The sequence below is a fragment of the Pseudomonas sp. GW821-FHT09C09 genome (assembly GCF_059418105.1).
In genome coordinates this window covers 231565-253989 of record NZ_JBWKPF010000010.1, presented here as the reverse complement: position 1 = coordinate 253989, position 22425 = coordinate 231565, and the positions used below count along the sequence as shown (strand labels likewise).

At 56.5% G+C, this 22425-nt stretch carries 34 protein-coding genes; 33 read left to right on the top strand and 1 reads right to left on the bottom strand.

Features of this window, described 5'->3' with window-relative positions:
• Positions 1–13: 13 nt before the first annotated feature.
• From tuf to bfr, 31 genes are all read left to right on the top strand, one after another.
• Entirely contained in the window at positions 14–1207 is a 1194-nt protein-coding gene (gene tuf, locus AC07NR_RS27265) for an elongation factor Tu (RefSeq protein ID WP_010220303.1), read from the top strand.
• Positions 1208–1364: 157 nt separating this feature from the next.
• Positions 1365–1676, top strand: a complete 312-nt coding sequence (rpsJ, locus tag AC07NR_RS27260) for a 30S ribosomal protein S10 (RefSeq protein WP_003186070.1) — start codon at positions 1365–1367, stop codon at positions 1674–1676.
• Between the two features lie 80 nt (positions 1677–1756).
• Positions 1757–2392 (top strand): 50S ribosomal protein L3, encoded by a 636-nt coding sequence (gene rplC / locus AC07NR_RS27255; protein ID WP_007955641.1) that lies wholly within the window; start codon positions 1757–1759, stop codon positions 2390–2392.
• Between the two features lie 12 nt (positions 2393–2404).
• Positions 2405–3007 carry a 50S ribosomal protein L4 gene (gene rplD, locus AC07NR_RS27250; protein WP_003228735.1) on the top strand — a complete coding sequence of 201 codons (603 nt, stop codon included), beginning with the start codon at positions 2405–2407 and terminating at the stop codon, positions 3005–3007.
• Positions 3004–3303: a 50S ribosomal protein L23 gene (gene rplW / locus AC07NR_RS27245; protein WP_002555488.1), complete on the top strand. Its 300-nt coding sequence runs from the start codon at positions 3004–3006 to the stop codon at positions 3301–3303. Before rplD ends, rplW begins: the two co-directional genes overlap by 4 nt.
• Before the next feature lie 14 nt (positions 3304–3317).
• Entirely contained in the window at positions 3318–4142 is an 825-nt protein-coding gene (rplB, locus tag AC07NR_RS27240; protein WP_016772943.1) for a 50S ribosomal protein L2, read from the top strand.
• 16 nt (positions 4143–4158) lie between these two features.
• Complete coding sequence (rpsS, locus tag AC07NR_RS27235; protein ID WP_011336172.1) at positions 4159–4434, top strand: 30S ribosomal protein S19; 276 nt, start codon at positions 4159–4161, stop codon at positions 4432–4434.
• A gap of 11 nt (positions 4435–4445) precedes the next feature.
• Positions 4446–4778: a 50S ribosomal protein L22 gene (gene rplV / locus AC07NR_RS27230; protein ID WP_003103908.1), complete on the top strand. Its 333-nt coding sequence runs from the start codon at positions 4446–4448 to the stop codon at positions 4776–4778.
• 13 nt (positions 4779–4791) lie between these two features.
• On the top strand, positions 4792–5478 hold the full coding sequence (rpsC, locus tag AC07NR_RS27225; RefSeq protein WP_085688068.1) for a 30S ribosomal protein S3: 687 nt from the start codon (positions 4792–4794) through the stop codon (positions 5476–5478).
• Positions 5479–5490: 12 nt separating this feature from the next.
• On the top strand, positions 5491–5904 hold the full coding sequence (gene rplP, locus AC07NR_RS27220) for a 50S ribosomal protein L16 (RefSeq protein WP_003228729.1): 414 nt from the start codon (positions 5491–5493) through the stop codon (positions 5902–5904).
• Positions 5904–6095 carry a 50S ribosomal protein L29 gene (rpmC, locus tag AC07NR_RS27215; protein ID WP_002555481.1) on the top strand — a complete coding sequence of 64 codons (192 nt, stop codon included), beginning with the start codon at positions 5904–5906 and terminating at the stop codon, positions 6093–6095. Before rplP ends, rpmC begins: the two co-directional genes overlap by 1 nt.
• Positions 6096–6097: 2 nt before the next feature.
• Positions 6098–6364: a 30S ribosomal protein S17 gene (gene rpsQ / locus AC07NR_RS27210; RefSeq protein WP_003194644.1), complete on the top strand. Its 267-nt coding sequence runs from the start codon at positions 6098–6100 to the stop codon at positions 6362–6364.
• A 23-nt stretch (positions 6365–6387) separates the two neighbouring features.
• On the top strand, positions 6388–6756 hold the full coding sequence (gene rplN, locus AC07NR_RS27205) for a 50S ribosomal protein L14 (protein WP_002555479.1): 369 nt from the start codon (positions 6388–6390) through the stop codon (positions 6754–6756).
• 11 nt (positions 6757–6767) lie between these two features.
• The gene (gene rplX, locus AC07NR_RS27200) at positions 6768–7082 is read left to right on the top strand and encodes a 50S ribosomal protein L24 (protein ID WP_003186046.1); all 315 of its coding nucleotides are present in this window, start codon (positions 6768–6770) and stop codon (positions 7080–7082) included.
• Between the two features lie 20 nt (positions 7083–7102).
• Complete coding sequence (gene rplE, locus AC07NR_RS27195) at positions 7103–7642, top strand: 50S ribosomal protein L5 (RefSeq protein WP_003210069.1); 540 nt, start codon at positions 7103–7105, stop codon at positions 7640–7642.
• Positions 7643–7655: 13 nt separating this feature from the next.
• A complete protein-coding gene (gene rpsN, locus AC07NR_RS27190; RefSeq protein WP_003228726.1) occupies positions 7656–7961 on the top strand; it encodes a 30S ribosomal protein S14 in 306 nt (101 codons plus the stop codon).
• A 208-nt stretch (positions 7962–8169) separates the two neighbouring features.
• Complete coding sequence (gene rpsH / locus AC07NR_RS27185) at positions 8170–8562, top strand: 30S ribosomal protein S8 (RefSeq protein WP_011336171.1); 393 nt, start codon at positions 8170–8172, stop codon at positions 8560–8562.
• Between the two features lie 12 nt (positions 8563–8574).
• Positions 8575–9108 (top strand): 50S ribosomal protein L6, encoded by a 534-nt coding sequence (gene rplF, locus AC07NR_RS27180; RefSeq protein ID WP_065259511.1) that lies wholly within the window; start codon positions 8575–8577, stop codon positions 9106–9108.
• Positions 9109–9118: 10 nt separating this feature from the next.
• Entirely contained in the window at positions 9119–9469 is a 351-nt protein-coding gene (rplR, locus tag AC07NR_RS27175) for a 50S ribosomal protein L18 (protein WP_003186037.1), read from the top strand.
• A 3-nt stretch (positions 9470–9472) separates the two neighbouring features.
• Positions 9473–9973, top strand: coding sequence for a 30S ribosomal protein S5 (gene rpsE, locus AC07NR_RS27170; RefSeq protein WP_007955637.1), 501 nt, complete (start codon positions 9473–9475; stop codon positions 9971–9973).
• A gap of 2 nt (positions 9974–9975) precedes the next feature.
• Entirely contained in the window at positions 9976–10152 is a 177-nt protein-coding gene (gene rpmD, locus AC07NR_RS27165) for a 50S ribosomal protein L30 (protein WP_003176408.1), read from the top strand.
• A 3-nt stretch (positions 10153–10155) separates the two neighbouring features.
• On the top strand, positions 10156–10593 hold the full coding sequence (gene rplO, locus AC07NR_RS27160) for a 50S ribosomal protein L15 (protein WP_003228720.1): 438 nt from the start codon (positions 10156–10158) through the stop codon (positions 10591–10593).
• Positions 10594–11922 (top strand): preprotein translocase subunit SecY, encoded by a 1329-nt coding sequence (gene secY, locus AC07NR_RS27155; protein WP_003228718.1) that lies wholly within the window; start codon positions 10594–10596, stop codon positions 11920–11922.
• Between the two features lie 27 nt (positions 11923–11949).
• Entirely contained in the window at positions 11950–12066 is a 117-nt protein-coding gene (gene rpmJ, locus AC07NR_RS27150) for a 50S ribosomal protein L36 (RefSeq protein WP_002555468.1), read from the top strand.
• Positions 12067–12196: 130 nt separating this feature from the next.
• Positions 12197–12553 (top strand): 30S ribosomal protein S13, encoded by a 357-nt coding sequence (rpsM, locus tag AC07NR_RS27145; RefSeq protein ID WP_003186020.1) that lies wholly within the window; start codon positions 12197–12199, stop codon positions 12551–12553.
• A gap of 30 nt (positions 12554–12583) precedes the next feature.
• On the top strand, positions 12584–12973 hold the full coding sequence (rpsK, locus tag AC07NR_RS27140) for a 30S ribosomal protein S11 (protein ID WP_002555466.1): 390 nt from the start codon (positions 12584–12586) through the stop codon (positions 12971–12973).
• An 18-nt stretch (positions 12974–12991) separates the two neighbouring features.
• A complete protein-coding gene (gene rpsD, locus AC07NR_RS27135; RefSeq protein WP_003176404.1) occupies positions 12992–13612 on the top strand; it encodes a 30S ribosomal protein S4 in 621 nt (206 codons plus the stop codon).
• 22 nt (positions 13613–13634) lie between these two features.
• Positions 13635–14636, top strand: a complete 1002-nt coding sequence (locus tag AC07NR_RS27130; RefSeq protein ID WP_003186012.1) for a DNA-directed RNA polymerase subunit alpha — start codon at positions 13635–13637, stop codon at positions 14634–14636.
• A 42-nt stretch (positions 14637–14678) separates the two neighbouring features.
• Positions 14679–15065 carry a 50S ribosomal protein L17 gene (rplQ, locus tag AC07NR_RS27125; protein WP_007955635.1) on the top strand — a complete coding sequence of 129 codons (387 nt, stop codon included), beginning with the start codon at positions 14679–14681 and terminating at the stop codon, positions 15063–15065.
• A gap of 238 nt (positions 15066–15303) precedes the next feature.
• The gene (locus tag AC07NR_RS27120; RefSeq protein ID WP_438299925.1) at positions 15304–16758 is read left to right on the top strand and encodes a catalase; all 1455 of its coding nucleotides are present in this window, start codon (positions 15304–15306) and stop codon (positions 16756–16758) included.
• A gap of 149 nt (positions 16759–16907) precedes the next feature.
• A complete protein-coding gene (gene bfr, locus AC07NR_RS27115) occupies positions 16908–17375 on the top strand; it encodes a bacterioferritin (RefSeq protein ID WP_085733015.1) in 468 nt (155 codons plus the stop codon).
• 66 nt (positions 17376–17441) lie between these two features.
• On the opposite strand, the gene uvrA is transcribed toward bfr, so the two are convergent.
• Positions 17442–20276 (bottom strand): excinuclease ABC subunit UvrA, encoded by a 2835-nt coding sequence (gene uvrA / locus AC07NR_RS27110; protein WP_119428953.1) that lies wholly within the window; start codon positions 20274–20276, stop codon positions 17442–17444.
• Positions 20277–20467: 191 nt separating this feature from the next.
• On the opposite strand from uvrA, the gene AC07NR_RS27105 reads away from it, so the two are divergent.
• The gene (locus tag AC07NR_RS27105) at positions 20468–21865 is read left to right on the top strand and encodes an MFS transporter (protein ID WP_119428952.1); all 1398 of its coding nucleotides are present in this window, start codon (positions 20468–20470) and stop codon (positions 21863–21865) included.
• A 9-nt stretch (positions 21866–21874) separates the two neighbouring features.
• Complete coding sequence (locus AC07NR_RS27100) at positions 21875–22393, top strand: single-stranded DNA-binding protein (RefSeq protein WP_007966163.1); 519 nt, start codon at positions 21875–21877, stop codon at positions 22391–22393.
• Positions 22394–22425: the final 32 nt, after the last annotated feature.

The window sequence follows — 22425 nt, the reverse complement described above, 5'->3', positions numbered from 1 at the left end:
GGAGTTAATTGTCGTGGCTAAAGAAAAATTTGATCGTTCCCTACCGCACGTAAACGTTGGCACCATCGGTCACGTTGACCACGGTAAAACCACTCTGACCGCTGCTCTGACTCGCGTCTGCTCCGAAGTTTTCGGTTCGGCCGTAGTTGAATTCGACAAGATCGACAGCGCTCCAGAAGAAAAAGCTCGCGGTATCACCATCAACACCGCGCACGTTGAGTACAACTCGAACATTCGTCACTACGCTCACGTTGACTGCCCAGGTCACGCTGACTACGTGAAGAACATGATCACCGGTGCTGCCCAGATGGACGGCGCGATCCTGGTTTGCTCGGCTGCCGATGGTCCGATGCCACAAACTCGTGAGCACATCCTGCTGTCCCGTCAGGTAGGCGTTCCGTACATCGTGGTTTTCCTGAACAAGGCTGACCTGGTAGACGACGCAGAGCTGCTGGAACTGGTTGAGATGGAAGTTCGCGACCTGCTGTCCACCTACGACTTCCCAGGCGACGACACTCCGATCATCATCGGTTCGGCTCGTATGGCTCTGGAAGGCAAAGACGACAACGAAATGGGCACCACCGCTGTCAAGAAGCTGGTGGAAACTCTGGACAGCTACATCCCAGAGCCGGAGCGTGCTATCGACAAGCCGTTCCTGATGCCAATCGAAGACGTGTTCTCGATCTCGGGTCGTGGCACCGTGGTAACTGGTCGTATCGAGCGCGGTATCGTTCGCGTTCAGGACGCTCTGGAAATCGTTGGTCTGCGTGACACCACCACCACCACCTGCACCGGTGTTGAGATGTTCCGCAAGCTGCTGGACGAAGGTCGTGCTGGCGAGAACTGCGGCGTTCTGCTGCGTGGTACCAAGCGTGACGACGTTGAGCGTGGTCAGGTTCTGGTTAAGCCGGGTTCGGTTAAGCCGCACACCAAGTTCACCGCAGAAGTTTACGTTCTGAGCAAGGAAGAAGGCGGTCGTCACACTCCGTTCTTCAAAGGCTACCGTCCACAGTTCTACTTCCGTACTACTGACGTGACTGGTAACTGCGAGCTGCCAGAAGGCGTTGAAATGGTAATGCCAGGTGACAACATTCAGATGACTGTTACCCTGATCAAAACCATCGCGATGGAAGACGGTCTGCGTTTCGCTATCCGTGAAGGCGGTCGTACCGTCGGCGCTGGCGTCGTAGCCAAAATCATCGAGTAATCTCTTTTTTGAGATAGCTTCGATGAGTTGAAAAAGCCCCCGCTTAGCGGGGGCTTTTTTATTGGGTTGACACCTATCTGGGGCGTCTATAGAATTGCGCCTCCTTTTAACGGGCGTATTGCGCCCGGTGGGAATAGCAGCCGGAGTCTGAAATCCAATGCAAAATCAGCAAATCCGTATCAGGTTGAAGGCTTTTGACCATCGCCTGATCGACCAATCAACCCAGGAAATCGTGGAAACCGCGAAACGTACTGGTGCTCAAGTGCGTGGTCCAATTCCACTGCCTACCCGTAAAGAGCGGTTCACCGTTCTGGTTTCCCCGCACGTCAACAAAGACGCGCGTGACCAGTACGAAATCCGCACTCATAAGCGCGTTCTGGACATCGTCCAGCCAACGGATAAAACCGTTGATGCTCTTATGAAGCTTGATCTTGCGGCCGGTGTGGAAGTGCAGATCAGCCTCGGCTAAGACTCGGTCTTGGTCGTGTAACGCTCTGAAATGGGCGGCCATAGCGGGTGAAAGCCCCGTACACTCATGAGGTTTACAACATGACTATTGGTGTAGTCGGTCGTAAAGCGGGTATGACCCGTATTTTCACCGAAGAAGGTGTCTCCATTCCGGTCACGGTCATTGAGATCGAGCCGAATCGCGTCACCCAGTTCAAAACTGAAGAAACCGATGGCTATCGTGCAGTGCAAGTCACTGTCGGCGAGCGTCGTGCTTCCCGTGTTACAGCTGCTCAGGCTGGCCACTTCGCCAAGGCGAACGTTGCCGCTGGTCGTACCGTAATGGAATTCCGCCTTGAAGAAGGCGAGTACCAGGCCGGCGATCTGATCAACGCTGAAATCTTCGCTGCTGGTCAACTGGTTGATGTAACCGGTCAGTCCAAAGGTAAAGGCTTCCAGGGTACGATCAAGCGTTGGAATTTCCGCGGGCAAGATAACACCCACGGTAACTCCGTATCCCACCGCGTCCCAGGCTCTATCGGCCAGTGCCAGACTCCTGGTCGTGTATTCAAGGGCAAAAAAATGTCCGGTCATATGGGCGCTGAGCGCGTGACCGTGCAGTCCCTGGAAGTAGTGCGCGTGGACGCTGAACGCAATCTGTTGTTGGTCAAGGGTGCTGTTCCTGGCGCTACTGGCGGCAACCTGGTTGTACGTCCAGCAGCCAAGGCTCGCGGTTAAGGGGAAGCTGACATGCAATTAAATGTAAATGACGCTCAAGCGATCGAAGTTTCCGAACTGACATTTGGCGGCGAGTTCAACGAGACGCTGGTTCACCAAGCAGTCGTGGCCTACATGGCTGGCGGCCGTCAAGGTAGCAAGCAGCAAAAGACCCGTTCCGACGTTCGTGGTGGCGGTAAGCGCCCATGGCGTCAGAAAGGTACTGGCCGTGCTCGTGCCGGTACTATCCGTAGCCCAATCTGGCGCGGCGGCGGCACCACTTTCGCAGCTCGTCCACAGGATCACTCCCAGAAGCTGAACAAGAAGATGTACCGCGCAGCAATGCGTTCCATCCTTGCTGAGCTGGTGCGTACTGATCGTCTGGTCGTGGTTCAGGATTTCGCAGTTGAAACTCCGAAAACCAAAGACCTGCTGGGCAAACTGAACAACATGAGCCTGACCGACGTTCTGATCGTGTCTGATGCTGTTGATCAGAACCTGTACCTGGCTGCTCGCAACCTGCCACACGTAGATGTACGTGACGTGCAAGGTTCCGATCCAGTTAGTCTGATCGCATACGACAAGGTGTTGATCACCGTGTCGGCCGTGAAGAAATTCGAGGAGCTGCTGGGATGAACCAGGAACGCGTATTTAAAGTTCTGCTTGGCCCGCACGTTTCCGAGAAGGCTACGGTTCTGGCAGACAAGAAAGGCCAGTTCGTTTTCAAGGTTGCTACCGATGCAACCAAGCTGGAAATCAAGAAGGCCGTCGAAAGCCTGTTCAGCGTGAAAGTTGAGCGTGTTACTACCCTGAACGTTTTGGGTAAGAGCAAGCGCACCGCTCGCGGTCTGGGCAAGCGTAATGACTGGAAGAAGGCAGTTATCTCCCTTCAGCCAGGCCAAGATCTCGATTTCAGCAGCAGTGCTGAGTAAGGAAGGGGTGCATCATGGCAATCGTTAAATGCAAACCGACTTCCCCTGGCCGCCGTTTTGTGGTCAAGGTGGTCAACCAGGAGCTGCATAAAGGCGCTCCTCACGCACCGCTGCTCGAGAAAAAATCGAAGTCTGGTGGTCGTAACAACAATGGCCGCATTACCACTCGTCACATCGGTGGTGGTCATAAGCAGCATTACCGTATGGTCGATTTTCGTCGCAACGACAAAGATGGCATCGTCGCCACTGTCGAGCGTATCGAATACGATCCGAACCGTACTGCTCACATCGCACTGCTGTGCTACGCAGACGGCGAGCGCCGCTACATCATCGCCCCTAAAGGCGTGAGTGCTGGCGACCAGCTGATCGCAGGCGCTCTGGCTCCAATCAAGCCAGGCAACGCTCTGCAACTGCGCAACATTCCAGTCGGTTCTACCGTACACGGCATCGAACTGAAGCCAGGTAAAGGCGCACAGATCGCTCGTTCCGCTGGTGCTTCGGCTCAGCTGATCGCTCGTGAAGGTGTGTACGTTACCCTGCGTCTGCGTTCCGGTGAAATGCGTAAAGTGCTGGCTGAGTGCCGTGCGACCCTGGGCGAAGTCTCGAACTCCGAGCACAGCCTGCGTTCGCTGGGTAAAGCTGGTGCCAAGCGCTGGCGTGGCGTTCGCCCAACCGTTCGTGGTGTTGCCATGAACCCGGTTGACCACCCACATGGTGGTGGTGAAGGTCGTACCTCTGGTGGTCGTCATCCGGTATCGCCATGGGGCTTCCCGACTAAGGGCGCGAAGACTCGTGGTAATAAGCGTACCGACAAAATGATCGTCCGTCGTCGCAAGTAAATAGAGGGATACGACAGTGCCACGTTCTCTGAAAAAAGGTCCTTTTATTGATCTTCACCTACTGAAGAAGATCGAAGTGGCGGCGGAAAAGAACGATCGCAAACCAATTAAGACTTGGTCGCGCCGTTCGATGATCCTGCCACAAATGGTCGGTCTGACCATCGCAGTACACAACGGTCGTCAGCACGTCCCAGTTCTCGTTAACGAAGACATGGTCGGCCACAAACTGGGCGAGTTCGCCGGTACCCGCAACTATCGCGGGCACGTGGCAGACAAGAAAGCCAAGCGTTAAGGGGTAAGGAAATGGAAGTAGCCGCTAAGTTGTCGGGCGCTCGAATCTCCGCCCAGAAAGCCCGCTTGGTCGCCGACCAGATCCGCGGGAAGAAGGTGGGCGAAGCGCTCAACCTGTTGGCTTTCAGCAGTAAGAAAGCCGCCGAGATCATGAAAAAAGTGCTGGAGTCGGCCGTAGCCAACGCCGAGCATAACGAAGGCGCTGACGTTGATGACCTGAAGGTCAGCACCGTTTTCGTCAACGAAGGGCGTTCGCTGAAGCGCATCATGCCACGTGCCAAAGGCCGTGCTGATCGCATCGTCAAGCGGTCTTGCCATATCACTGTCAAGGTTGCTGACAAGTAACGGAGTCGAAGAGATGGGTCAGAAAGTACATCCCATTGGCATTCGCCTGGGAATCGTCAAGGAGCACACCTCCGTCTGGTACGCAGACGGTCGGACTTATGCGGACTATTTGCTCGCAGATCTGAAGGTGCGTGAGTATCTCCAAGACAAACTAAAAAGCGCGTCCGTAAGCCGTATCGATATCCATCGTCCGGCTCAAACTGCACGCATCACCATTCACACCGCTCGTCCAGGTATCGTTATCGGGAAGAAAGGTGAGGATGTTGAAAAACTGCGTCAGGACCTGACCAAGCAAATGGGTGTGCCTGTGCACATCAATATCGAAGAGATCCGCAAGCCGGAACTCGACGGTATGCTGGTTGCCCAGAGCGTAGCTCAGCAGCTGGAGCGTCGTGTGATGTTCCGTCGCGCCATGAAGCGCGCCGTACAGAACGCCATGCGCATTGGTGCCAAAGGCATCAAAATCCAAGTGAGCGGTCGTCTCGGCGGTGCTGAAATCGCACGTACTGAATGGTATCGCGAAGGTCGTGTGCCACTGCACACCCTGCGTGCCGATATCGACTATGCCACCTACGAAGCTCACACCACCTACGGTGTGATCGGTGTAAAGGTTTGGATCTTCAAAGGCGAAGTAATTGGTGGTCGCCAAGAAGAACTGAAACCACAAGCACCAGCGCCTCGTAAAAAAGCTGCTAAGTAAGGGGTACGCCAAATGTTGCAACCAAAGCGTACGAAGTTCCGCAAGCAGATGACCGGCCACAACCGTGGTCTGGCACTGCGCGGTAGCAAAGTCAGCTTCGGCGAGTTCGCGCTGAAGTCTGTTGCTCGTGGTCGTCTCACCGCTCGTCAGATCGAGTCAGCGCGTCGTGCTCTGACCCGTCACGTAAAACGTGGTGGCAAGATCTGGATCCGTGTATTCCCGGACAAGCCGATCTCCAAGAAGCCTCTCGAGGTTCGTATGGGTAAAGGTAAGGGTAACGTGGAATACTGGGTTGCCCAGATTCAGCCAGGCAAAGTCCTGTATGAAATCGAGGGTGTTTCTGAAGAGCTGGCGCGTGAGGCTTTCGCCCTGGCTGCTGCAAAGCTGCCGCTCGCCACCTCCTTTGTTAAACGGACGGTGATGTGATGAAAGCGAATGAACTTCGTGAAAAATCCGCACAGCAGCTGAACGAGCAACTGCTCGGCTTGCTGCGCGACCAGTTCAATCTGCGCATGCAGAAAGCAACTGGCCAGTTGGGGCAGTCTCATCTGCTCTCGCAAGTTAAGCGTGACATCGCTCGCGTGAAGACTGTGCTCAACCAGCAGGCAGGTAAGTGATCATGGCTGAAGCCGAAAAAACTGTCCGTACGCTGACTGGCCGTGTTGTCAGCGACAAGATGGACAAAACCATCACCGTTCTGATCGAGCGTCGCGTTAAGCACCCGATCTACGGTAAATACGTTAAGCGTTCGACTAAGCTGCACGCGCACGACGAAACCAATCAGTGCCACATCGGCGACAAAGTCACTATTCGTGAAACTCGTCCGATGGCCAAGACCAAGTCTTGGGCGCTGGTTGATGTTCTCGAACGCGCTGTGGAAGTCTAAGGGCTAGGGGTCGGAGAAATTATATGATTCAGACTCAATCCATGCTCGATGTGGCCGATAACAGCGGCGCTCGCCGCGTTATGTGCATCAAGGTGCTGGGTGGCTCCCATCGTCGTTACGCTGGTATCGGTGACATCATCAAAGTTACTGTGAAGGAAGCAATTCCTCGCGGTAAAGTGAAAAAAGGCCAAGTGATGACTGCTGTTGTAGTCCGCACTCGTCACGGCGTACGTCGTGCTGATGGCTCCATTATCCGCTTTGATGGCAACGCTGCTGTTCTTCTGAACAACAAGCAAGAGCCGATCGGCACCCGTATCTTTGGGCCAGTGACCCGTGAACTTCGTACTGAGAAGTTCATGAAGATCGTCTCGCTCGCCCCAGAAGTGCTGTAAGGAGATCCGACATGCAAAAGATTCGTCGTGACGACGAGATCATCGTGATCGCCGGCAAAGACAAAGGTAAGCGCGGTAAGGTGCTGAAGGTTCTTGCTGACAACCGTCTGGTTGTTGGTGGTCTGAACCTGGTCAAGCGTCATACCAAGCCTAACCCGATGTCGGGCGTACAGGGCGGTATCGTCGAGAAAGAAGCGCCACTGCACGCTTCCAACGTCGCCATCTTCAACGGCGAAACCAACAAGGCTGACCGCGTTGGTTTCAAAGTAGAAGACGGTAAGAAAATTCGTGTCTTCAAGTCGACCCAAAAAGCGGTTGATGCTTGAACACTGCTAGGTAGAAGACCATGGCACGACTAAAAGAGATTTACCGGAAGGAAATCGCACCGAAACTTAAGGAAGAACTTAAGCTTTCGAACGTGATGGAAGTTCCGCGCGTTACCAAAATCACCCTGAACATGGGTCTGGGCGAAGCGATCGGCGACAAAAAAGTCATCGAGCACGCTGTTGCTGACCTGGAAAAGATCACCGGCCAGAAAGTCGTTGTGACCTACGCTCGCAAATCCATCGCTGGCTTTAAAGTCCGTGAAGGTTGGCCGATCGGCGTCAAAGTGACCCTGCGCCGTGAGCGTATGTACGAGTTCCTGGATCGTCTGCTGTCGATCTCCCTGCCTCGGGTTCGCGACTTCCGCGGCCTGAATGCCAAGTCCTTCGATGGTCGTGGCAACTACAGCATGGGCGTGAAAGAGCAGATCATTTTCCCGGAAATCGACTACGACAAGATCGATGCTCTCCGCGGTCTGGACATTACCCTGACCACCACTGCCAAGAACGATGACGAAGGCCGCGCTCTGCTGCGTGCTTTCAAATTCCCGTTCCGCAACTGATTGGAGTAGGAAAATGGCCAAGAAGAGCATGAAAAACCGTGAGCTGAAGCGTCAGCTCACCGTTGCCAAGTACGCCACCAAGCGTGCAGCGCTGAAAGCTATCATCGTTGATCTGAACGCAAGTCCAGAAGCGCGTTGGGAAGCTACCGTAGCTCTGCAGAAGCAGCCACGTGACGCAAGCGCTTCGCGCATGCGTAACCGCTGCCGCCTGACTGGTCGTCCGCACGGCGTTTACCGCAAGTTCGGCCTGGGCCGTAACAAGCTGCGTGAAGCTGCAATGCGTGGTGACGTTCCAGGTCTGGTTAAAGCCAGCTGGTAATTGCTGTCAAAGTCTCGATGGTCGGGGTCGCAAGAACCTGACCATCGGTGGCCTTGAACATGAATCAAGCCCCTTTTGGGGCTTGATTCATTTCTGGGGTGTGTCTAGAATGACCGGCTCGCCTGAGCCCGTGTTTTTCTGCCCGGAGTTTCTCGGCGACAAGTAGTAGCCGCAAGGCTAATTTTTCTGTATTAGGAGCGTCTAGCCCATGAGTATGCAGGACCCGTTAGCGGACATGCTAACTCGAATCCGTAATGCCCAGATGGCTGAAAAGTCCGTCGTAAGCATGCCTTCTTCCACGTTGAAGGTGGCTGTAGCTAAAGTCCTGAAGGACGAAGGTTACATCGCGGGTTATCAGATCAGCAGCGAAACCAAACCACTGCTGTCTATCGAGCTGAAATATTTCGAAGGCCGTCCGGTTATCGAAGAAGTCAAGCGCGTTAGCCGTCCAGGCCTGCGTCAGTACAAGTCCGTCGAAGAACTGCCAAAAGTACGTGGCGGTCTCGGCGTGTCTATCGTCTCCACCAACAAAGGTGTGATGACTGATCGTGCTGCGCGCGCTGCCGGTGTCGGCGGCGAAGTTCTTTGCACTGTGTTCTAAGGGGGGATAAGCATGTCTCGCGTCGCTAAGAACCCCGTTAAGCTGCCAGCCGGTGTCGAAGTAAAATTCGCAGGCCAACAGCTTTCGGTGAAGGGTGCCAAGGGTACTCTTGAACTGAACGTCCATTCGTCCGTTGAGATCGTTGAAGAAGCCGGTGAGCTGCGTTTTGCTGCTCGCAATGGCGATCAGCAGACTCGCGCAATGGCCGGTACCACTCGTGCGTTGGTAAACAACATGGTCCAGGGCGTAAGCCAAGGCTTCGAGCGCAAGCTCCAGCTGGTCGGTGTTGGTTACAAAGCGCAAGCAAAAGGTCAGGTGCTGAACCTGGCTCTTGGCTTCTCGCACCCAGTGGATTACGAACTGCCGGAAGGCATCACCGCTGAGACTCCTAGCCAGACCGATATCCTGATCAAGGGCATCGACAAGCAGCTGGTAGGTCAAGTGGCCGCCGAGATCCGCGACTTCCGTCCACCAGAGCCGTACAAAGGCAAAGGTGTGCGCTACGCGGACGAAGTCGTCCGTCGTAAAGAAGCCAAGAAGAAGTAGGGCATAGCAAATGACCGACAAAAAAGTTACTCGACTGCGTCGCGCTCGCAAAGCACGCCTGAAAATGCACGAACTCGAAGTCGTGCGTCTCTGCGTGTTCCGCTCTTCGCAGCACATCTACGCCCAGGTCATTTCGGCCGACGGCAACAAAGTCCTGGCAAGCGCCTCGACTTTGGATAAAGAACTGCGTGATGGCGCCACTGGCAACATCGACGCGGCCACTAAGGTTGGCCAGCTGGTCGCTACGCGTGCTAAGGCCGCTGGCGTCTCGCAGGTGGCTTTCGACCGCTCTGGCTTCAAGTACCACGGCCGCGTAAAAGCGCTGGCTGATGCTGCTCGTGAAGCTGGGCTGGAGTTCTAAGTTATGTCAAATAACGACCAAAAGCGCGACGAAGGCTACATCGAGAAGCTGGTTCAAGTTAACCGCGTAGCCAAAACCGTTAAAGGCGGCCGTATCTTCACTTTCACCGCGTTGACCGTGGTTGGTGATGGTAAGGGCCGTGTTGGCTTCGGCCGTGGCAAGTCGCGTGAAGTGCCTGCTGCGATCCAGAAGGCAATGGAAGCTGCTCGCCGCAACATGATCCAGGTTGATCTGAACGGCACCACTCTGCAGTACGCAATGAAGTCCGCTCACGGCGCTTCGAAGGTGTACATGCAGCCTGCTTCTGAAGGTACCGGTATCATCGCTGGCGGCGCTATGCGTGCTGTCCTCGAAGTTGCTGGCGTTCAGAACGTTCTGGCCAAGTGCTACGGCTCGACTAACCCTGTAAACGTGGTTCACGCCACTTTCAAGGGTCTGAAGGCTATGCAGTCTCCTGAGTCCATCGCAGCCAAGCGTGGCCTGCGTGTTGAGGAGATCAAGTAATCATGGCTACCGTTAAAGTTACGCTGATCAAAAGCATGACCGGCCGCATCCCTAACCACAAACTGTGCGTTAAGGGTCTGGGTCTGCGTCGCATCGGTCACACTGTAGAAGTCCAGGATACTCCCGAGAATCGCGGGATGATCAACAAGGCTTACTACATGCTGCGTGTCGAGGGTTAATCGATGAAACTCAATGATCTGAGTCCAGCGCCGGGTTCCCGTCGCGAAAAGCATCGTCCGGGCCGTGGTATCGGTAGTGGTTTGGGTAAGACTGGTGGCCGTGGTCACAAAGGTCAGACCTCCCGCTCCGGTGGCACCATTGCTCCAGGCTTTGAAGGCGGTCAACAGCCGCTGCATCGTCGCCTGCCGAAGTTCGGTTTCGTTTCCCTGAAAGCCATGGATCGCGCAGAAGTGCGTCTGTCCGAGCTGGCTAAAGTGGAAGGCGACATCGTCACCGTGCAGTCCCTGAAAGATGCCAACGTGATCAACGTCAACGTACAGCGTGTGAAAATCATGCTGTCCGGTGAAGTGACTCGCGCTGTCACTATCGGCAAGGGAATCGGCGCCACCAAAGGTGCGCGTGCGGCTATCGAAGCAGCTGGCGGCAAGTTCGAGGAATAAATGGCTAAGCAAGGTGCTCTCTCTGCGCTCGGCAAAGGCGGTATGTCTGAACTCTGGGCTCGTCTGCGTTTTCTGTTCCTGGCGATTATCGTCTACCGAATAGGCGCACACATCCCGGTTCCAGGTATCAACCCGGACCGACTCGCGGACCTGTTTCGACAGAATGAGGGGACCATTCTTAGCTTGTTCAACATGTTTTCCGGCGGCGCGCTGGAGCGGATGAGCATCTTTGCACTGGGGATCATGCCGTACATTTCGGCATCGATCATCATGCAACTGATGACCGCCGTCAGCCCGCAGCTGGAGCAGTTGAAGAAGGAAGGTGAAGCTGGCCGTCGCAAGATCAGCCAGTACACCCGCTACGGCACCGTCGTCCTCGCTCTCGTTCAGGCCATTGGCATGTCCATTGGCCTGGCGGGGCAGGGCGTTGCGTTCACTGGTGACTTTGGCTTCCATTTCGTCGCGGTATCCACGTTTGTGGCTGGTGCGATGTTCATGATGTGGCTGGGTGAGCAGATTACTGAGCGTGGTGTAGGCAACGGTATCTCGATGTTGATTTTTTCGGGAATCGTCGCCGGTCTTCCGAGAGCAATCGGGCAGTCTTTCGAGTCTGCGCGTCAGGGTGATATCAACATCTTCGCCCTGGTTGCCATCGGTTTGCTGGCAGTAGCGATTATCGGTTTCGTGGTGTTCATTGAGCGTGGTCAGCGTCGTATCGCTGTTCACTACGCCAAGCGTCAGCAAGGCCGCAAGGTTTTCGCTGCGCAGACTAGCCACTTGCCGCTGAAGGTGAACATGGCCGGCGTTATTCCGGCTATTTTCGCGAGCAGCATTCTGCTGTTCCCGGCTTCGTTGGGTGCCTGGTTTGGTCAGTCTGAAGGTATGGGCTGGTTGCAGGACATCTCGCAGTCGATCGCTCCTGGTCAGCCGTTGAATATTCTGCTGTTTAGTGCAGGGATTATTTTCTTCTGCTTCTTCTATACGGCGTTGATGTTCAATCCGAAAGACGTAGCGGAAAACCTGAAGAAGTCCGGTGCCTTTATTCCGGGCATCCGTCCAGGTGAGCAGTCTGCGCGCTACATTGATGGCGTTCTGACTCGCTTGACCATGTTCGGTGCTCTTTACATGACGGCCGTGTGCCTGTTGCCCCAGTTCCTGGTGGTTGCAGCAAACGTTCCGTTCTACCTTGGCGGGACCTCGTTGCTGATCGTGGTCGTGGTTGTGATGGACTTCATGTCCCAAGTACAATCGCACCTCGTTTCGCACCAGTACGAATCCCTGATGAAGAAAGCCAACCTGAAGGGTTACGGCAGCGGCATGTTGCGCTGAGTACCCATAAGGTTCGAGGAGTTGGTGATGAAAGTTCGTGCATCGGTGAAAAAGCTGTGCCGTAACTGCAAGATTATTCGCCGCGAAGGTGTTGTTCGAGTAATTTGCAGCGCGGAACCGCGTCACAAACAGCGCCAAGGCTGAGTGTGATTGTGCTTCAAGCCCGGCAGCTAGTGCGCTGCCGGGTTGATTATTTGTTATTACAGCGATATTATCTCGCGCCCTATTTCTTGGCTTCCGGGGCGTAGGTAGCTGTCAATTGGAGTCCCACTGAATGGCCCGTATTGCAGGCGTTAACATTCCAGATAACAAGCATACTGTTATCTCGCTGACCTACATCTATGGTGTTGGTCGCACTACTGCGCAGAAAATCTGTGCAGTGACTGGGGTAAACCCAGCAGCAAAGATCAAGGATCTGAGCGACGAGCAAATTGAACAGCTGCGTGGCGAAGTGGCGAAGTTCACCACTGAAGGTGACCTGCGTCGCGAAATCAACATGAAAATCAAGCGCTTGATGGACCTCGGTTGCTATCGCGGTCTGCGTCATCGTCGTGGTCTGCCAGTACGCGGTCAGCGTACCAAGACCAACGCGCGTACCCGTAAAGGTCCGCGTAAGCCGATCCGCAAGTAATCGCCCCAGCGAATCGACAGGAATTTAATCATGGCAAAACCTGCTGCTCGTCCTCGTAAAAAAGTTAAAAAGACAGTGGTTGATGGCATCGCCCACATCCATGCCTCTTTTAACAACACCATCGTGACCATTACCGACCGTCAAGGTAACGCTCTTTCCTGGGCTACCTCCGGTGGTTCGGGTTTCCGCGGTTCCCGCAAGTCCACCCCGTTCGCTGCTCAAGTAGCTGCTGAGCGTGCTGGTCAAGCTGCGCTGGAATACGGCCTGAAAAACCTCGACGTAAACGTCAAGGGCCCAGGTCCAGGTCGTGAATCCGCAGTCCGCGCTTTGAACGGCTGTGGCTACAAGATCGCCAGCATCACCGACGTGACGCCAATCCCGCACAACGGGTGCCGTCCGCCGAAGAAGCGCCGCGTGTAATCCAGGAGATTGTAAAGAATGGCTCGTTACATTGGTCCAAAATGCAAACTCGCTCGTCGCGAAGGCACCGATCTCTTCCTGAAGAGCGGCGTGCGCGCGATCGAATCGAAGTGCAACATTGAAGCAGCACCTGGTATCCACGGCCAACGCCGCGGTCGCCAGTCCGACTACGGCACCCAACTGCGTGAAAAGCAGAAGGTCCGTCGTATCTACGGCGTTCTCGAGCGTCAGTTCAGCGGCTACTACAAAGAAGCTGCTGGCAAGAAAGGTGCAACCGGTGAAAACCTGCTGCAACTGCTCGAATGCCGTCTGGACAACGTCGTATACCGTATGGGCTTTGGTTCGACTCGTGCCGAATCCCGTCAGCTGGTATCGCACAAGTCGATCAGCGTTAACGGTCAGACCGTAAACGTTCCTTCGTACCAGGTTCGTGCTGGTGACGTGGTCGCTGTTCGCGAGAAAGCAAAAAATCAACTTCGCATTGTCCAAGCTCTCGATCTGTGTGCTCAACGTGGCCGCGTAGAGTGGGTAGAAGTAGACACTGAGAAGAAGTCGGGCGTTTTCAAGAACGTTCCTGCTCGCAGTGATCTGTCCGCCGACATCAACGAAAGCCTGATTGTCGAGCTCTACTCCAAGTAAGGGCTAGAAAATAGGTGCATCCATGCAGATTTCGGTAAATGAGTTCCTGACACCCCGCCATATTGATGTGCAGGTTGTCAGTCCAACCCGCGCCAAGATCACTCTCGAGCCTCTCGAGCGTGGTTTCGGCCACACCCTGGGCAACGCGCTGCGCCGCATCCTGTTGTCCTCAATGCCCGGCTGCGCAGTAGTCGAGGCCGAGATTGACGGTGTGCTCCACGAGTACAGCGCCATCGAAGGTGTACAGGAAGACGTAATTGAAATCCTGTTGAACCTTAAAGGTCTGGCTATCAAGCTGCACGGCCGTGACGAAGTTACGCTGACCTTGTCGAAGAAGGGTTCGGGGGTGGTTACCGCTGCCGATATTCAGCTGGATCATGATGTCGAGATCGTTAATCCCGATCACGTAATCGCTAACCTGGCGTCTAACGGCGCCCTGAACATGAAGCTCACCGTAGCTCGTGGTCGTGGTTATGAACCAGCCGACTCGCGTCAGAGCGATGAAGACGAAAGCCGCAGCATCGGTCGCTTGCAGCTTGACTCTTCGTTCAGCCCGGTTCGCCGTATCGCATACGTGGTGGAAAACGCCCGTGTCGAGCAGCGTACCAACCTGGACAAGCTGGTTATTGATCTGGAAACCAACGGTACTCTGGATCCTGAAGAGGCTATCCGTCGTGCTGCAACCATCCTGCAACAGCAGTTGGCTGCGTTCGTCGACCTCAAAGGTGACAGTGAGCCAGTGGTTGTCGAGCAGGAAGACGAGATCGATCCGATCCTGCTTCGCCCGGTTGACGATCTGGAACTGACTGTACGTTCGGCTAACTGCCTTAAGGCGGAAAACATCTATTACATCGGTGACCTGATCCAGCGCACCGAAGTAGAGCTGTTGAAGACTCCGAACCTGGGCAAGAAATCCTTGACTGAAATCAAGGACGTTCTGGCCTCCCGCGGTCTGTCCCTCGGCATGCGCCTCGACAACTGGCCGCCTGCAAGTCTTAAGAAGGACGACAAGGCGACTGCCTGATCGTCGTAATCACCGAACGTAGTGTTTGGTAAGGAATGAACCATGCGTCATCGTAAAAGTGGTCGCCACCTGAGCCGCACCAGCTCGCACCGCAAGGCCATGTTCCAAAACATGGCAGTGTCGCTGTTCGAGCACGAGCTGATCAAAACTACTCTGCCAAAAGCCAAAGAACTGCGCCGCGTTGCCGAGCCGCTGATCACTCTGGCCAAGACAGACAGCGTTGCTAACCGTCGTCTGGCTTTCGACCGTACTCGTTCGAAAGCTATCGTTGGTAAGCTCTTCAACGACCTGGGCAAGCGTTACGCTACCCGTGAGGGTGGCTACCTGCGCATCCTCAAGTGCGGTTTCCGCGCTGGCGACAACGCGCCTATGGCGTACGTCGAACTGGTTGATCGTGCTGTCGGCGGTGAAGCTGTATCCGCTGAGTAAGACGTCAGTCTGAAACAAAGAACCGGGCCTAGTGCCCGGTTTTTTGTGCGCGTAAGAAATGCACCGTTCGTACAAGCTTCTACCCTGTTTGGGTCTGCACTATGTGCTGGGTTTTGTCGTTAGTTATTTTCTATTGATGGCCATGAGTTAATGAATTTGTGGCCGTCATATTGATGATTGATACTCCCCAACAAGCCGACTAGCCGGCAGTTCAAGACTGACAGAGGAAGAAGATCGCATGAGCCAGAACAAGACGCTTACGACTGCCAGCGGTGCGCCAGTCGCCGATAACCAGAACTCTCGCTCCGCCGGGCCGCGCGGACCGTTGCTGCTCGATGACTTTCATTTGATCGAAAAGCTTGCTCACTTCAACCGCGAAAACATTCCTGAGCGCCGTGTGCATGCCAAGGGTTCGGGCGCCTACGGTACCTTCACCGTCACTCGCGATATCACGCAATACACGAGCGCCAAGCTGTTCTCTGCTGTGGGTAAGCAGACGCCGACTTTCCTGCGGTTCTCCACGGTGGGCGGTGAGCGTGGCTCGGCAGACACCGAGCGCGACCCTCGTGGTTTCGCTCTGAAGTTCTACACCGAAGAAGGCAACTGGGACATCGTTGGCAACAACACGCCCGTGTTCTTCATTCGTGATCCGCTGAAGTTTCCTGACTTTATCCACACCCAGAAACGTTTGCCGCAGAGCAACCTGAAAAGTGCGCAGATGATGTGGGACTTCTGGTCGCACTCGCCCGAGGCGCTGCATCAGGTCACCATTCTGTTCTCTGATCGCGGTATCCCGGATGGCTACCGTCATATGCACGGCTTCGGTAGCCACACTTACAGCTTGATCAGTGCTCAAGGCGAGCGTCACTGGGTGAAGTGGCACTACAAGACCAAGCAAGGGATCAAGAACCTCGCGCCGGCAGATGCGGCACGCCTGGCGGGCACTGATCCGGATTACGCGCAGCGCGACTTGTTCGAGGCCATCGAGCGTGGTGACTTCCCGAAATGGAGCGTGTGCATCCAGATCATGACTGAGGCCCAGGCCGCGGCGCATTACGAGAACCCGTTCGACGTGACCAAAACCTGGTCGCAGAAGGAGTTCCCGTTGATCGAAGTCGGTGAGCTGGAGTTGAATCGCAATCCGCTGAACTACTTTGCTGAAGTCGAGCAAGCCGCGTTCGGCCCAAGCAACATGGTGCCAGGCGTCGGCCTTTCGCCGGATCGCATGCTGCAAGGTCGCGTATTCGCTTATGCCGATGCGCATCGTTATCGCGTAGGCACCAATCACCAGCAGCTGCCGGTAAACGCCCCGCGCAGCCCGGTGAATACCTACCAGCGTGACGGTTCGATGGCTTTTGGCAGCAACGGTGGCGCGGCCCCGAACTACGAGCCGAACAGCTACGTGGAGTCGCCGAAACAAGCGCCGCACTACGCCGAACCGGCACTGGCCCTGAGCGGTGCGGCTGATCGCTACGATCACCGCGAAGACACCGACTACTACAGCCACGCGGGTGCGCTGTTCCGTTTGATGAGCGACGAGCAGAAAGCGTTGCTGGTCAGCAACATCGCCGGTGCGATGGCGGGTGTTTCGAGTGATGTCGTCGACCGTCAGTTGCAGCATTTCTACAAGGCCGACCCGGCGTATGGAGAAGCAATCGCAAAGCTGCTCAACGTACAGCTTAACGAAGTCTAAACGAGAAGCAGAACCGCCCTCATTAGGGCGGTTTTTGCGTTATTTAACCTGCTTTTCTCAGAATATCTTCGCTTTTATTGCGCGAAGTGAGTGACCTCGCAGTCATGTTGGTTCAAACTACAGACTTTCAAGAAGGGAGATGTAGGGCGATGCAAGGCCACCCAGACGTTATCGATTACCTCAACACGTTGCTGACCGGCGAACTGGCCGCGCGTGACCAATATTTCGTTCACTCGCGGATGTATGAGGACTGGGGGTTCACCAAGCTCTACGAACGAATCAACCACGAGATGGAAGAAGAAGCCGGTCATGCTGACGCTTTGATGCGCCGGATCCTGATGCTGGAAGGTACGCCGCGCATGCGTCCTGATGATCTGGACGTCGGCACCACGGTGGAGACCATGCTCGAAGCGGATCTGCGCCTTGAGTACAAGGTGCGTGCCGCGCTGTGCAAAGGCATCGAGCTGTGCGAAAAGAATGGCGACTACGTAAGCCGCGATATCCTCAAGCTTCAGTTGCACGACACCGAAGAAGACCACACCTACTGGCTTGAAAAGCAGTTGGGCCTGATCAAGCTGATCGGCATTCAGAACTACCTGCAGTCCCATACATCCTGATTGCAACCGATACAAAAAAAGCCCCTGTCACTGGTGAAGTGACAGGGGCTTTTTCATGCCCGGCAATCAGGCTCGATCGCGGATCAGCAGCGGCTTGAGGTAATGGCCAGTGTGAGACTGCTTCATCTCGGCCACTTCCTCCGGTGTACCGGTGGCGATGATTTGTCCACCTTTCGAACCACCCTCGGGGCCGAGATCCACCAGCCAGTCGGCGGTCTTGATTACATCGAGGTTGTGCTCGATGACCACCACGGTGTTGCCGTGGTCGCGCAGGCGATGCAGCACGTCGAGCAGTTGCTGGATATCCGCGAAGTGCAGGCCGGTAGTCGGCTCATCGAGGATGTACAGGGTCTTGCCGGTGTCGCGCTTGGACAGCTCGCGAGACAGCTTGACCCGCTGCGCTTCACCGCCGGACAGCGTGGTCGCCGACTGACCGAGCTTGATGTACGAAAGACCCACATCCATCAGTGTTTGCAGCTTGCGCGCCAGCGCCGGCACCGCGTCGAAGAACTCCCGCGCTTCCTCGATGGTCATCTCGAGGGTTTCGTGGATGCTCTTGCCCTTGTATTTGATCTCCAGGGTTTCGCGGTTGTAGCGTTTGCTCTTGCACACGTCGCATGGCACGTAGATGTCCGGCAGGAAGTGCATTTCCACCTTGATCAGACCGTCGCCCTGGCAAGCCTCGCAACGGCCGCCCTTGACGTTGAACGAGAAGCGCCCCGGGCCATAACCACGAGAGCGGGACTCCGGCACGCCGGCGAACAGTTCGCGGATCGGCGTAAACAGCCCGGTGTAGGTCGCCGGGTTGGAGCGCGGTGTACGACCGATCGGGCTCTGGTCGATATCGACGACCTTGTCCAGATGCTCCAGGCCCTTGATGCTGTCGTGAGCTGCCGCTTCCAGAGTGGTCGCGCCATTGAGGGCCGTGGCGCTCAGCGGAAACAGAGTGTTGTTGATCAGCGTCGATTTGCCGGAGCCGGAGACACCGGTCACGCAGGTCAGCAGGCCGATCGGGATCTCCAGATCGACATTGCGCAGATTGTTGCCCCGCGCGCCCTTGAGCGACAGCACCTGCTTCTTGTTGCGCGGCGTGCGTTTGGCCGGCACTTCGATCTTGACCCGACCCGACAGGTATTTGCCGGTGAGCGAGTCCGGGTGCGCCATGACTTCGTCCGGCGTGCCTTCGGCGACGATTTGCCCGCCATGAACCCCGGCACCCGGGCCGATATCCACAACGTAGTCAGCCAGACGGATCGCGTCTTCGTCGTGCTCGACCACGATCACCGTGTTGCCGATGTCGCGCAGGTGCTTGAGGGTGCCGAGCAGGCGATCATTGTCACGCTGGTGCAGGCCGATGGACGGCTCATCGAGGATGTACAGAACCCCGACCAGACCGGCGCCGATCTGGCTGGCCAGACGAATCCGCTGGGCTTCGCCACCAGATAACGTGTCCGCACTGCGATCCAGCGACAGGTAGTCCAGGCCCACGTTGACCAGGAACTGCAGACGCTCGCGGATCTCCTTGAGAATCTTGTCGGCGATTTCGCCACGGCGACCGGTCATCTTCAAATCGCCGAAGTAGTCGCAGGCATCGCCGATCGGCAGGTTGGTCACCGCCGGCAGGGTTTTCTCGCCAACCCACACATGTCGCGCTTCGCGGCGCAGGCGGGTGCCGCGGCAATCCGGGCAGGACTGGGTGCTGAGGAACTTCGCCAGTTCTTCGCGCACGCTCGCCGATTCGGTTTCGCGGTAGCGACGCTCGAGGTTCGGCACGATGCCTTCGAACGGGTGCGAACGCTTGACGATGTCACCGCGGTCGTTGAGGTATTTGAAGTCGACGTTCTGCGAACCGCTGCCATGCAGAATATATTTCTGCTGATCCGCCGGCAGCTCGTTGAACGGCTGCTCGAGGCTGAAACCGTAATGCGCGGCCAGCGAGCCGAGCATCTGGAAGTAATAGACGTTGCGCCTGTCCCAGCCGCGTATCGCACCTTCGGCCAGGGTCAGTTCACCGTTGACCAGACGCTTGATGTCGAAGAACTGCTTCACGCCCAGACCGTCACAGGTCGGGCAGGCGCCGGCCGGGTTGTTGAAGGAAAACAGCTTGGGTTCCAGCTCGCTGATCGCATGGCCGCAGATCGGGCAGGCGAAGCGCGCGGAGAAGATCATCTCTTCGCCTGGCTCGTCGTCCATCGGTGCCACGAGAGCGATGCCGTCGGCCAGCTTCAGTGCGGTTTCGAAGGATTCGGCCAGACGCTGCTGCAAATCGGCGCGAACCTTGAAGCGGTCGACCACGACTTCGATCGTGTGCTTTTTCTGTTTATCCAGCTTTGGCAGCTCGTCCAGCTCGCAGAGCCGGCCGTTGACCCGGGCGCGAACGAAGCCCTGAGCGCGCAGTTCTTCGAACACCGACAGATGCTCGCCCTTGCGCTCGCGGATCACCGGTGCCAGCAGCATCAACTTGCTGCCTTCCGGTTGTGCCAGCACCAGATCGACCATCTGACTGACGGTCTGCGCTTCCAGCGGGATGTCGTGATCCGGGCAGCGTGGCGTACCGACGCGCGCATAGAGCAGACGCAGGTAGTCGTAGATTTCGGTGATGGTGCCGACCGTGGATCGCGGGTTGTGCGAGGTCGACTTCTGTTCGATGGAGATCGCCGGCGACAGGCCTTCGATGGTGTCGACGTCGGGTTTTTCCATCATCGACAGGAACTGCCGGGCATAGGCCGACAGGGATTCGACATAGCGGCGCTGACCTTCGGCATAGAGCGTGTCGAAGGCCAGGGACGACTTGCCGGATCCGGACAGGCCGGTGATGACGATCAGTTTGTCCCGTGGCAGGGTCAGGTCGATGTTCTTCAGGTTGTGGGTACGGGCCCCACGTATCAGGATCTTGTCCAAAGTGGCCTCGCTCGGCGGGCGTCGAAAACACAGGAGTATACGGCCAAATACTGGATGGATGCACACTATCGAATGAAGGGTTTTCCACCTTGCATGAAGAGAGTTTCATCTATACGCGTCATAGCGTCGCGATATACCCCGTCTTTCGATGGGACTGGTAGAATCGCCGCCGGTTCACACGAGGTTTTTCCATGCACGATCCCCACAGCGAACGCATGAGTGGCAGCGAGACCCGCGCGGCGAGCGGTCTGGCCCTGGTGTTCGCCTTCCGTATGCTTGGCATGTTCATGGTGCTGCCGGTACTGGCCACCTATGGCATGGATCTGGCGGGAGCGACCCCGGCCCTCATCGGGCTGGCGATTGGCGCTTACGGCCTGACCCAGGCGATTTTCCAGATTCCGTTCGGGATCATTTCCGACCGTATCGGCCGTCGCCCGGTGATTTACCTGGGGCTGATCGTCTTTGCCCTCGGCAGCGTGCTGGCGGCCCAGGCCGACTCGATCTGGGGCGTGATTGCCGGCCGGATCCTGCAAGGTGCCGGCGCAATTTCCGCAGCGGTCATGGCGTTGCTGTCCGACCTGACTCGCGAACAGCACCGCACCAAGGCCATGGCGATGATCGGCATGACCATCGGCCTGTCGTTCGCGGTGGCCATGGTGGTCGGTCCGCTGCTGACTCGCGCATTCGGTCTTTCCGGCCTGTTCCTGGCCACCGGCGGTATGGCGCTGGTGGGTATCGTGATCGTGCTGTTCATGGTGCCGAAATCCACCGGCCCGCTGAGTCATCGCGAGTCTGGCGTGGCGCGCCAGGCGTTGATGCCGACGCTGAAGCACCCGGACCTGCTGCGCCTGGATCTCGGCATTTTTGTGTTACATGCAATGTTGATGTCGAGCTTCGTCGCGCTGCCCCTGGCCCTGGTCGAAAAAGCCGGGCTGCCCAAGGAACAGCACTGGTGGGTCTACCTTACAGCTCTGTTGATCTCTTTCTTCGCCATGATCCCGTTCATCATCTACGGCGAGAAGAAACGCAAAATGAAACGAGTTTTGCTCGGCGCCGTCATGACGCTGATGCTCACTGAGCTATTCTTCTGGCAGTTCGGTGACAGCCTGCGGGCTCTGGTGATCGGGACGGTGGTGTTCTTTACCGCGTTCAATCTGCTGGAAGCCTCGCTGCCGTCGCTGATCAGCAAGGTTTCACCGGCAGGTGGCAAGGGCACGGCCATGGGCGTGTACTCCACCAGCCAGTTCCTCGGTTCGGCACTCGGCGGGATTCTCGGCGGCTGGATGTTCCAGCATGGCGGTCTGTCGGTTGTGTTCCTCGGATGTGCCGGGCTGGCTGCCATCTGGCTGGCCTTTGCTGTTACCATGCGTGAACCTCCCTACGTGACGAGCCTGCGCTTGCCGTTGTCGCCCGAGGCGATCCGCGAAGCGGGTCTGGTCGAGCGCCTCAGGGCCCTCGTAGGGGTAACAGATGCAGTGATAGTCGCCGATGAAGCGGCTGTTTACATCAAACTGGATAAAGAATTAGTGGATCGCGACACCCTCGAACGCCTGGTGAACAACCCGGCCGGGGCTGCTTGCGAAGCCTAGGAGAACGTTATGGCCCGTGGGGTTAACAAAGTCATATTGGTCGGCACTTGCGGCCAGGATCCCGAAGTTCGCTACTTGCCTAACGGTAACGCCGTGACCAACCTGAGTCTGGCAACCAGCGAACAGTGGACCGACAAGCAGACCGGTCAGAAGGTCGAGAAGACCGAGTGGCACCGCGTATCGATGTTCGGCAAGGTAGCCGAAATCGCCGGCGAGTACCTGCGCAAGGGTTCGCAGGTTTACATCGAAGGCAAGCTGCAGACCCGCGAGTGGGAAAAAGACGGCATCAAGCGTTACACCACCGAGATCGTGGTCGACATGCAAGGCACCATGCAACTGCTGGGCGGCCGTCCACAACAGGGCGACCAGCAAGGCGGTGGCAACAACTATCAGCAGCAGGCGCCACGCCAGCAGGCTCCGCGTCCGCAGCAGTCGGCTCCTCAGCAGCGTCCGGCCCCGGCTCCACAGCAGGCCGCGCCGCAGCCAGCTCCGGATTTCGACAGCTTCGATGACGATATCCCGTTCTGATCGAAGTCGCTGAACCAGGCCCGGTCTGGATT